General features: G+C 44.5%; 4 protein-coding genes. 2 read left to right on the top strand and 2 right to left on the bottom strand.

Annotated elements, in window-relative coordinates:
• Both A3EU_RS30415 and A3EU_RS0113410 read right to left on the bottom strand, forming a co-directional pair.
• On the bottom strand, positions 1–2,457 hold a 2,457-nt coding region (locus A3EU_RS30415; RefSeq protein WP_156825749.1), incomplete at its 3' end, for a CRTAC1 family protein.
• A gap of 28 nt (positions 2,458–2,485) precedes the next feature.
• A complete protein-coding gene (locus tag A3EU_RS0113410; protein WP_020536689.1) occupies positions 2,486–3,166 on the bottom strand; it encodes a hypothetical protein in 681 nt (226 codons plus the stop codon).
• Between the two features lie 161 nt (positions 3,167–3,327).
• Here A3EU_RS0113410 and ruvA point away from each other — a divergent pair, with 161 nt between their 5' ends.
• Both ruvA and sov read left to right on the top strand, forming a co-directional pair.
• A complete protein-coding gene (gene ruvA / locus A3EU_RS0113405; RefSeq protein WP_020536688.1) occupies positions 3,328–3,918 on the top strand; it encodes a Holliday junction branch migration protein RuvA in 591 nt (196 codons plus the stop codon).
• A 124-nt stretch (positions 3,919–4,042) separates the two neighbouring features.
• Positions 4,043–11,479, top strand: a complete 7,437-nt coding sequence (sov, locus tag A3EU_RS0113400) for a T9SS outer membrane translocon Sov/SprA (protein ID WP_020536687.1) — start codon at positions 4,043–4,045, stop codon at positions 11,477–11,479.
• Positions 11,480–11,558: the final 79 nt, after the last annotated feature.

Genomic DNA, 11,558 nt, shown 5'->3' with positions numbered 1-11,558 from the left:
TGGGTTGATGCCAGGGGCACCAAAAGCGCCTTCTACAAGGTAGACCCCCTCTGTGGCGACGTCGACAGCAGCCATATTGACGTTGATTTGAATATCCACGGAATCAATGGGCGGAATACAATTGATGGTGTCACAACTGCCAAAGCAGAGGTTCAATATCGTATCACTATAAACGGGATCAAGCAAACGATAATTGAGCTCGAAAGGATCAGCACAGGCTTGCCCTTCCAAATCTTCCAGACAACTGAGATCTGGGCAGGTGCCATTTGCAATACTATAATAGGTAGAGAAACCTTCTGGCCGGCGAATCGTGAAGGTGTAAATATCATCCTGGTTCATGTCGGTCAAAGGAAATTCTCCAGGTGCACCAAAGTTATTGAGCCAGTAGACTCCTTCTGGCGAAGTAGCCACGGGGGCCATGTTGACATTAAAAGTGATATCTACAGAATCAGCGGGAGGAAAGCAAGCTGCCAATTGGCATTCTCCAAAACAAAGGTTGATAGTGGTGTCATTTAAGACAGGTGCGAGTAGCCGTTCAAAATCGACAGTGAGGTCGTCACAGTTTTCTTCGCTTAGGTCTTCCTGGCAGTTACCGTCATTGCAGCGCCCATTGAGTAAGGTGTATGAGCCACTAAAACCAAGTTCTTGTAAAAAAGAAACACTGTATTGGTCGTCTTGGTAGGGAGAATAAAGGAGTTTTTGCCGTATATCTCCATCCTCAGAGGTGATTCTAACGTAAACGCCCTCTGGGTTTACCTCCTGGAAACTCATGTCTACGGAGAAATTAATTCTTACGGTAGGTGATGCTCCTTGAATCAGCAGGTGCTGCTCGTTAATTGCGAGGTCAAAAAAAGTTTCTGTTGGGTTTCCTGGCCAATTAACTTGTACACTATCAATGCTTGAATAATCTGCCAGCCCAAAATGGGCAATGGAGGAGTGTTGAGAAGCATGACTACCGCCACCGCTAATTTCACGGATGAGAACCAGGTCGTCAACAAATACGCTAATCTGTGCACCAATAGCATCACGGTTACATTGTGTGCCTTCCAGTTTTATTTTTACCCAATTATTTGAATTGTCTAAATCATTACGATAAAGTTTTACCGCTGGCGCATCTACAACACCGTACATACTACTTACCAATAGGTCTATATCTCCATCATTGTCATAGTCTCCATAAGCTAGCCCGCGGCATTTTTCATCACTATTAAAGCCTGCGGCATCTGATATGTCGGTAAAGGTTTGATCGCCATTATTATAGTAGAGCTTGTTGGGGTCCAAGCTGCCAGTAGCAATAAAATCAGCAGCAGGAATGTATCCGTTTGATACGAAAAGATCTTCGTACAAGTTATTGTCAAAATCAATAAAAGCAGTTCCCCAACTGGTGGATAATAACCCATCAGGGGTGTTAGTGTTTGTTACGCCCGCTACGGCGGCAACATCCTGATATTGACCAGTTCCATCATTATTCAAAAGTGCATTACTACCAAGGTTGGTAATGTAATAGTCAATGTCCTGGTCGAGATCATAATCACCCCAGGCAACTCCCATGCCATAAAGGCCAATGTTTGAACCATTGGATGATCCTACGATAGTGTCGAATACTCCTGTAGTAAGCTCATTGGTATAAAGTAGATTAGGTTCTACAAATTGACCAAAATCATTGACAACGTAAAGATCTTGGTCTGAATCAGTATCAAAATCGGTATTAGTTCCAGCTAATGAACAACCGTCGTCGTTTACACCAAGCTCGAAGGCTGCTTCTGTAAAAGTAAAATTCCCATTATTGTGGTAAAAATAATTTTCGTAGCAATCGTGATCGAAACCGATAGTCCCTGATTGATCTGTTATAGGGTTAGTTCGATCAACATAGTTCAATACATATAAATCGAGATAACCATCTAGGTCATGATCAAAGAAAATAGCCCCTACGGAGCGAGAAGCATCTCCTAGATTGGAAAGTGGTGCCACTTCTTGAAACGTACCATCGCCCATGTTCCTAAAAAAAAGATTTCTTCGATTCGGGGAGTATTGACTGGAAAAGCCGAAAGTAGTAACAAAGATTTCCCTAAATCCATCATTGTCAATGTCTCCGGTAGTTACTCCTGTGGTGTAGTAGGTTTCGGTAATTCCCAAGCCACTTTCAATAGTTACATCCGTAAAAGTACCGTCGTTTTCATTTCGGTATAACTTATCCATAAACCTCCCCCCAGTGAAATAAACATCTTCGTCGCCATCCATATCGTAGTCGAAAAAGGCAGCTCCACCACCAATACTAATATAGGGCGAAAAGGTATGCTCGATGCCTGCATCTTGGACAACGTCGGTAAACGTTTGAGCAGTGAGCAGTGAATTAGCTGTCAAAGAGCAAGACAAGAAGAGAATAAAAAGGAGCGAGTTGGAAACTTGCTCCTGATACGACCAGAGGCCGTTTAATGGGTGGTGTCGTTTTTTCACAGTAAGATAGTTGGCTGGTTGTTTAAAGCTACTCTTTTAATTCAAATTCCTTTTCATTGGAATAAAACTCAATAGAAGCTTCATAGGTAAGGCCGGGAATTTCGCCTTTTAGTTGTTTGCTTTTGACCAAATAAATCCGGTAAGCACCTGGGGTGAATAGCGCTACTGCATCCGCAGGGATAAATAAATCTGTACGTTCAAAAGGGCCTGGGCGTACGATAGTGCGGACTTCCTCATTGGGGTCCGTAAATAATAGCAAAAGGCTTTCGTCAGCCGCTAACTTGTCATTGATCGTTAGCCTGAGTCCTTCTGAAACACTTGCGGAGTTGATCGTAAATTGGTTAATCCCCGTCATGGAAAGCTTTACTTCACTAGGGGTGTCATGGCCAGGCATAGTGAAAGTAAAGCGGCTAGGAGTTTGGAAAGGTACTCGCATTTTTCCTTCATAGCGCAGGAGGTTTCCCGGTAGCTGTTTCTGTTGAGTACCACTACCCATAAAGGCTACTCCGCCGGGAAAAGAAAGCGTCGTAGAGTCTTCTTTGAAAAAAGAAGCCTGTCCGCGTAATTCTTGATTTTCAGCGACGTATCGCACGTAAAAATTTGCTTCTAATTGAGGCTGATCCTCCACAGCTTGTTCTGCACCGCAGCCAGTGAGAGAGGAGCCAAGAACAACAAAAAAAAGTAATCGTAAGCTAATCTTGAGATACATACCTTCTATTTTGTGCCCAAAATAAGCTAATACCTGCGATTCTTCTTACCTTTGCCCCCCAGTTTTTGGTGCAGTCTCGTCCAGATGGGCGAATTGTGTTGATCGCGCTCATGAGACAAACTACTTCTTACTGGTTGATCCGGTAGATTAAGCCCCTTTCCATGATTACATACGTAAAAGGTACCATCGCCTTCAAGAATCCCACTTTTATAGTGGTGGAGGCAGGAGGTATTGGTTATCACATCAATATTAGTCTTCATACTTACGCTCAAATTGAAAAAGCGGAACAAGTCCGCATTTTGACACATTTGCAGGTGAAGGAAGATAGCCATACCCTTTATGGCTTTGCAGAGGACTCGGAGCGTAATTTTTTTCGCATGTTAATATCCGTTAGTGGCGTAGGCCCTGCAACTGCACAGATAGCCTTGTCTAGCCTTACACCTGACGAGTTGAGGGCTGCAATTATAGGGGAAGATGTCAATACTTTTAAAGGAGTGAAAGGCATTGGTCCAAAGACGGCAAAACGCATTATTCTGGACCTGAAAGACAAAGTTTTAAAAGATAGTGGCGAATCTGTAATTCTTAGCACCCCTAAAGACAATACCCTTCGGGAAGAGGCGTTATCTGCTTTGGTGGCATTAGGTTTTTCCCGCCCGCAGGTGCAACGTACGCTGAATCGCATCCTTCGGGAGTCGCCAGTGGACAGTGCCGAGCAACTCATCAAGCAGGCATTACGGGATTTATCATCTTAGTTAGCGTATGCTATTTTACCCTAAACCTTCTGCGGTGTTAAATTTTGAGTCTTCTACCCCAAGGAACGGTAGAGCTCGTTTAAGGAATGAACAATCGGGATAGAGAATCGAACAGTGAGAAACAATGATTAGACAACTTCTACTCTCAAGTATTTTTATTACCCTTGCTATTTTTGGAAGCCTTCGTGCTTGGGGTAGTAATCCAGGATTAGACGATCCGTACCAGATCAATTACGTCAAAGCTAGCGTTCAGGATACCCTGCCGCCATTGCAGGACCGTTACGAAGATTTTATAACGAATCCTACCAATAACCCTTTCGACCTGAATGATCCCGCAGCGGTGGAGCAAACAATTGAATACGATCCGATTACCGGGCAGTATATCGTTACCGAACGAATAGGGGAAACCCTCTTTCGGCCTCCTACCTATATCTCTTTTGACGAGTATATGGAAATTACCCGTCAACGTGATCAGAAACGCTATTTTGACCAATTGGGTGGCTTCAATCGAGGGAGTAGCCTCAGTATTGATGACCCTCTCGCTGGGGTGGATGTTCAGTCTAGTTTGATCGATCGACTCTTTGGAGGAAACGAAATCAACATCCAGCCTCAAGGAAGCATTGATCTTACTTTTGGTTTCGATTACCAATACGTAGAGAACCCTATCCTTACCCAGCGACAAAAACGCAATGGTGGGTTTGACTTTGATATGGCCATCCAGATGAATGTCACCGGACAGATTGGAGAGAAATTGAAACTGTCAACGAATTACAACACCCAGGCAACCTTTAACTTTGATAACCAAATCAAAATCGATTATAACAGTGATCTCTATGGCGAAGATGATATCCTGAAAAAAATCGAAGCAGGTAATGTCAGTTTACCACTGCGGGGGCAATTAATTCAGGGAGCCCAAAGCCTTTTTGGTCTTAAGACCGAACTACAGTTTGGCCACCTGCGCCTGACAGCCATCGCCTCGCAGCAGCAATCCGAGAATGAAAATATTACGATTCAGGGAGGAAGTCAGGTAACAGAGTATGAGGTGAAATCAGATGAGTATGACGAGAATCGCCACTTCTTCATTTCGCACTATAACCGTGCTACTTTTGAGCCAGCACTGACGAACCTGCCGCAGATCAATACACTCTTCCATTTAGAAAACCTGGAAGTGTGGGTGACTAACGATAGAAATGATGTAGAGGATACAAGAGATATTGTTGCCTTTGCCGATTTGGGCGAACCAGAACGTTTGACTAATCCTGCTGAAATACAAGCACAAACTGATCCACGCTATCGGGAAATTTGTGATGGCCGACCACTACCAGATAATAGTGCCAATGACCTTTATGATAGAATTACGGCCAACGAAGAATTACAAAATATCGACCGTGCAGTAGCCATTCTTCAGTCTTCCCAGTTCAATCTCCGACAGTCCATTGACTTTGAAAAAGTACGTGCACGTAAATTGAGTGCCCGTGATTATACCGTTCACCCTGAACTTGGGTTTATCTCTCTAAATATTCAGTTACAACCAGACCAAGTGCTGGCGGTTTCTTATACCTATAAATATAACGGAGAACCTTTTGCAGTAGGTACCAGTTCGATTAACCGCGCTGATGTTACTACTGATACGACACAAACGTCTACCGTACTTTTTACGAAGATGTTGAAAAGTACGACCCAGCAAGTGGATGTGCCAGCTTGGGACCTGATGATGAAAAACGTTTATTCCATCGGTGCTTACCAGGTGAACCAGGAGGACTTTCGTTTAGACATCTTTTATGATGACCCAGGCCGAGGGGTTAAACGGTTCTTGCCAAAGTCTAACTTGGCAGGTGTTCCTCTGGTGCGCGTATTCAACCTGGACCGCCTTAATGTACAAGGAGATCCTCAGCCTGATGGTATTTTCGACTTTGTTCCAGGAGTAACAATTAACCCGTCGAACGGGCGAATAATCTTCCCGGTACTTGAACCTTTTGGTAGCTATCTGGCTGGAGAAATAGAAGGAGCCATTCGAGACTCTTTTGTTTATCAAGAACTTTATGATGAAATTGTCTTTGATGCTCGCGAGTTTCCTGAAAAGAACCGCTATGTCATCAAAGGAACCTACAAGTCATCAGTTGCTTCAGAGCTTTCCTTGGGGGCGTTTAATATTCCTCCGGGCTCAGAACGAGTCACTGCTGGCGGACAATTGTTGATCGCTGGACAGGATTATGACATTGATTATTCAACAGGACGAATTCGAATCCTCAACGATGCAATCCTTAGTTCAGGAGTACCCATCAACGTGTCCTTTGAGGATAATACCGTCTTCGGTTTGCAGAATAAAACGATGATAGGCCTGCGAGCAGATTACGAAGTAAATGAAAATGTAAATATTGGAGCGACCTTCTTGAATTTGTTTGAACGGCCCTTTACACCCAAGGTGAACTTTGGCGATGATCCGATAAATAACCGTATTTATGGCCTTGATTTCAACATGAGTAAGGATGCACCATTCTTGACTCGCCTAGTTGATAAGTTGCCATTTTACAGTACCACGGAGCCTTCCAGCATTTCAATCATGGCGGAAGCCGCTGCGCTTGATCCTGGTCACTCACGAGCGATCAACCAAAGCCGAGATGATAAGTCGGGTATCGTTTATGTAGATGACTTTGAAGGATCTGCAAGTACCATCGACTTGCGCCAGCCAACTAACCAGTGGTATTTGGCAAGTGTCCCCCAAGGGCAGCCTACCAAGTTTCCGGAAGCCAACCGTGGAGGCTTGGTCTCAGGAGCCAACCGCGCCCGACTCAACTGGTACCGTATTGATCCGCTGGCAAGAACAAGCCAGGATAATAGTGATCCCTATACGAGCCTAGTGCCTCAGAATGAGATTTTTCCCAATTTGTTTATTCAGCCTAATCAGCGCTCGGATGTACAAGTTTTTGACTTGTCTTATTTCCCTAATCAACGAGGTGCTTATAACTTTGATATTCCTGGCGGGCGCGAAGGCCTGACGGCAGGTGTTCAAGCTTCAGCCACTGACTCGTTGTCACCTGTACAGCTCAACGACCCCGATACCCGTTGGGGTGGTATCATGCGTGCGATTACGACCAATGACTTCCAGACCTCAAATATTGAGTTTGTAGAATTCTGGATGTTATCTCCATTCTTGGACCCTAGTAATCCAACACAGGCCGATCCTGATTATGAAAATAAGCAAGGTAACCTTTACTTCAATTTAGGTAACGTTTCGGAAGATATCCTACAGGATTCTCGCCGCTTTTTTGAAAACGGTCTGCCTGGCCCAGCCAACCAGGAGCGCCCGGTAGATAATACCGTTTGGGGCAAGGTGCCCGTAGGGCAGCAGATTACCCGTGCTTTTGACAATGATCCGGAAACCAGAGCACTACAAGATGTAGGACTCGATGGCTTAACTGATGAGGAAGAGGAAGATTTTTATAGCGGCTATTTGAATGCCATTGGCACCCTCAATCCACAAGCAGCAAACTTACTGAGGAGAGACGTAGCCAATGATAACTTCCGTTTCTATAATGATGGTTTCGGTAGCAATGATCGCTTGCGAGATCGTTACCGACAGTTCAATAACCCAGAGGGGAACTCTGGTGCTAATCAAGGAACACAACTTCGCCAGTCAGGTACAAATATTCCGGATGCGGAAGATTTGGATGCAGATAATACCCTCAACGAGACGGAATCTTACTACGAATATACCATCCCTATCTATGCGGACCCGACGAACCCCCGGGAAATCGACCGCGAGAGGGCTTTGTACATTACCGACCGTATCGAAGATCAGACAAGTGATCGTATTTGGTACCGTTTTCGGGTACCTCTTCGCCAGGAAGAGAAGCCAGGGGTGTTTGATGCCATCAATGGTATTCAAAACTTCCGTTCGATTCGCTTTATGCGGATGTACATGAAAGGTTTCAGTGCTCCTACCATTCTGCGTTTTGCAACCTTGGAGCTGGTTCGTAACCAGTGGCGTCGATACACCAGAGATGATATTGGTTACGATGGTGTCCTCGAACCTTGTGAAACCGATGGGGTGAATTTCCAAATCGATGCCGTAAATATTGAAGAGAATGGCAATAAACAGCCGTTCAATTATACGCTGCCATTAGGTATTCAACGTGAACAGTCACTAGGTGTCTTTAATGCCCTGCAAAATGAACAGTCACTGGCTTTACGAATAGATAAACTATGTGATGGTGCGGTCCAGTCGGTCTTTAAATATACCGAAGTAGATATGCGCCTCTACGAACGATTACAGATGTTCGTACATGCGGAAGAAAGAAATCAGGTTACTGTGCCAGATGATGCACTTAGTATGTTTATCCGCTTGGGTAGTGACTTTAGTAGTAACTATTATGAGTATGAGATACCGCTAAAAATGTCTCGTCCCGGAGCCGTAAGTTCCGATGCAAATCCTAATTCACCAGCCTATAAGGCAGAGGTGTGGCGTGGACAAAACCAATTTGACTTCCCACTAGAAGTACTTAAGAACCTAAAAGTGGAACGGAATGATGTCGAATTTAATGAAGCAGAAGAGTACACGCAGGTGTATGTTTCCGAAGGGGAAGATGGCCTTCAGGGAATTCACAATATCAAAGTTAGAGGTAATCCGAACTTAGGGTTTGTTAAGGTAATGATGATTGGTATTCGTAACCCATTAGTAGATGGAGATGCTTATGCAGGTGCTGAATATCCTGTCGAAGTTTGGGCCAACGAGCTTCGTCTCACTGGCTTGAATGAAAAAGGCGGCCTGGCTGCCATTGGACGGATGGACATGCAACTGGCCGATTTGGGGTCAGTTACCGTTGCTGGTAACTACAATAGTATCGGTTTCGGAGCACTTGACAACGGTGTGATGGAGCGTAGCCGCGAACAAATTACTGGCTATGATATTGCTGCCGATGTAAACATCGATAAGTTTTTCCCTGATGAGTGGGGCCTACGGATTCCTTTCTATGCGCAGCGTTCTAATACAACAAGTACGCCGGAATTCGACCCTTATGATTTGGATATTCGCCTGAAGGATAAACTCGATGCCACGGAAAGTGCTACTGCGCGTGACTCTATTCGCGAGCAGGCGCAAGATATTACCAACCGAGTTGTTTACAACTTTAGTAATGTTGGTATTGAACGCAGCGGCGACAATGGAGGAGCAAAGCCTAAGCCTTGGGATATTGAAAACTTCAGCGCTAGCTATAACTATACCCGTACGGAACAAAGTGATCCTCTTATTCTGAATGATACCCGTGAGGAATATGCTGGAGGTATTGATTATGCTTATAGCCGACCTACTAATTATCTACAGCCGTTTAAAGGAATTAAGAGTAAACCGCTCAGAATAATAAAGGAGTTCAATTTGAATCCTTTGCCAAATTCTTTCTCTTTCAGTACAGTGCTGGATCGGAGCTTTTCACGGACACAGTACCGGTTCTCTGGTGTAGAAGAACGGTTCAATACTTTCTTTAACAAGAGCTTCCTGTGGAATCGTAACTACGATTTGAATTGGGATTTAACGCGGTCCTTGAAATTCAATTTCAATGCCAATACCAATGCCGCTATTGATGAACCAGATGAGATTGCAGCATTAGAGGACCCAACGATTACGGATATAGACCAATTCAGAAAAGACAGTATTTGGACCAATATTCGAAACCTTGGCCGCCCTAAGTTATATGAACACAATGTGAGTTTATCTTACACGTTGCCTATTCGCTATCTTCCATATATGGACTGGGTACAGGTACGTGCTCAATATCAGGGGGGCTATGCCTGGAATGCAGCATCACTGAACGTGGATAGCTTGGGTAATGTAATTCAGAATTCACAAAACCGACAGTTAAATGCGGACCTGAATTTTGATAAACTATATGATCAGGTACCATTCCTGAAGAAAATCAATCGCCCGGCACGTCCTTCTCGTAATTCAGGAAGAACGCCTTCTGGGCGAAATAACACAGGAAAAGACGAGGAAGTAGCAGATGGAAATGGCGGCAGAAAGAAAAGGGACGGAGAAATAAGCCCAATTACCCGGGCCTTGGTACGTCCTTTACTCCTAATCCGTAAGGGCCGACTTACCTATTCTGAAAACATGCGTACGGTAGTGCCAGGATTCACACCTCAGACCGAACTCTTAGGGTTGTCGTCTGGATTTGATGCACCAGGATGGGGTTTTGTAGCTGGGTTACAACCTAAAATTCGGACCTTGACAAATGCGGAACGAGAAGCCGCTAATGCGGGTAATCCTGTTTCAGATGACTGGCTATACCAAAATCGGGAGTGGATCACGCAAAACGTCTTTTTAAATCAGGATGTTATTCAGGAATATACTCAGAACTACGAAGGGCGGATTACGATTGAGCCTTTCCAGGATTTCCGACTGGAAATCGAAGGGAGTCGCAGCTTTACAGAAAATTATACAGAGAGCTTTAAAATTTTCGATAAGGAAAACCCTGATGTTGATTTTGAACATAGAATTCCGAACGTTGGTGGGCGCTTGACCGTGTCTTACAATGCTTTGTCGACGATGTTTCAAAGCAGTACCGAGGACCTAAAGTCGCTTTTTGATACTTTCGAGGGCTATAGGCCAATCATCTCGCAGCGTTTAGGTAGTGGTATTCATGAAGACCCAGACCTAGCTGCTGAAGGCTATACCTCAGGCTTTGGCCGCAATCAACAGGATGTTTTGATCCCGGCGTTTATTGCTGCTTATTCAGGTGAAGACCCTAATACCATCGATCTTGATCCGTTTAATACAAGTTGGAAGCCCAATTGGCGATTGACTTACAACGGTTTGTCGAAATTGAAAGCGTTCCGAGATATATTCTCAAGCTTCAATATTTCACACGGTTATAAATCGACCTTCGCAATTAGTAATTACGAGACAAGTCTTTACTATCTTCGGGCGCTTCGGGAAAACCCTACAGCTGGAGGGATAGATCAAGAAACCTTTGACTTTTTTCCAAGAATTGAAGTTCCTGATGTTGTTATTCAAGAAAACTTCGCACCGCTGTTTGCCATCGATATGACTTTTCAGAATGGCATGTCTATGAATTTCGACTACAAACAAGCCAGAACTTTGGCACTCAATATTACGGGTAAGCAGCTGCTTCAAACTCGTTCTTCTGAGATTGCTACAGGCTTTGGCTACCGAATGAGTGGGGTGAATATCGGTTTCCTTACGGGGAATAAGAAGAAGAAAGGTCGTGGTAGTGCCGACGAACCTGATCCCGATACAACCGCTCCGGGAGGGCGACCTCGTCAAAATCGTGCCGGCGGCCGATTGAATACCAATGACCTGGATTTCCAGTTCAACTTTAGCTATCGTGATGATTTGACGGTGACACAAAAACTGGATTCGGATATCTTCGAACCCACGAGAGGGTCACTTTCAATAAACCTATCGCCTTCTGCCGAATACCAATTGAATAAGAACTTGTCTTTACGCTTATTCGTTGATTACCGTCGGACAATACCAAGAACATCTGCTGGCTTCCCGCGTACAGATGCCTCAGGTGGGGTCGTTGTAAGGTTCCAGTTGAATTAAACATTAGTAAGACTGTTTAATAGCCACAGAGACAAAGAGACACGGAGGTTTTATCTTCGAATAACTTTGACGCTGTGGC

The sequence above is a fragment of the Lewinella cohaerens DSM 23179 genome, assembly GCF_000379805.1.
Classification (GTDB): domain Bacteria; phylum Bacteroidota; class Bacteroidia; order Chitinophagales; family Saprospiraceae; genus Lewinella; species Lewinella cohaerens.
Note: the sequence above shows the minus strand (reverse complement) of the source record. Positions and strands in the feature narration are given on the sequence as shown.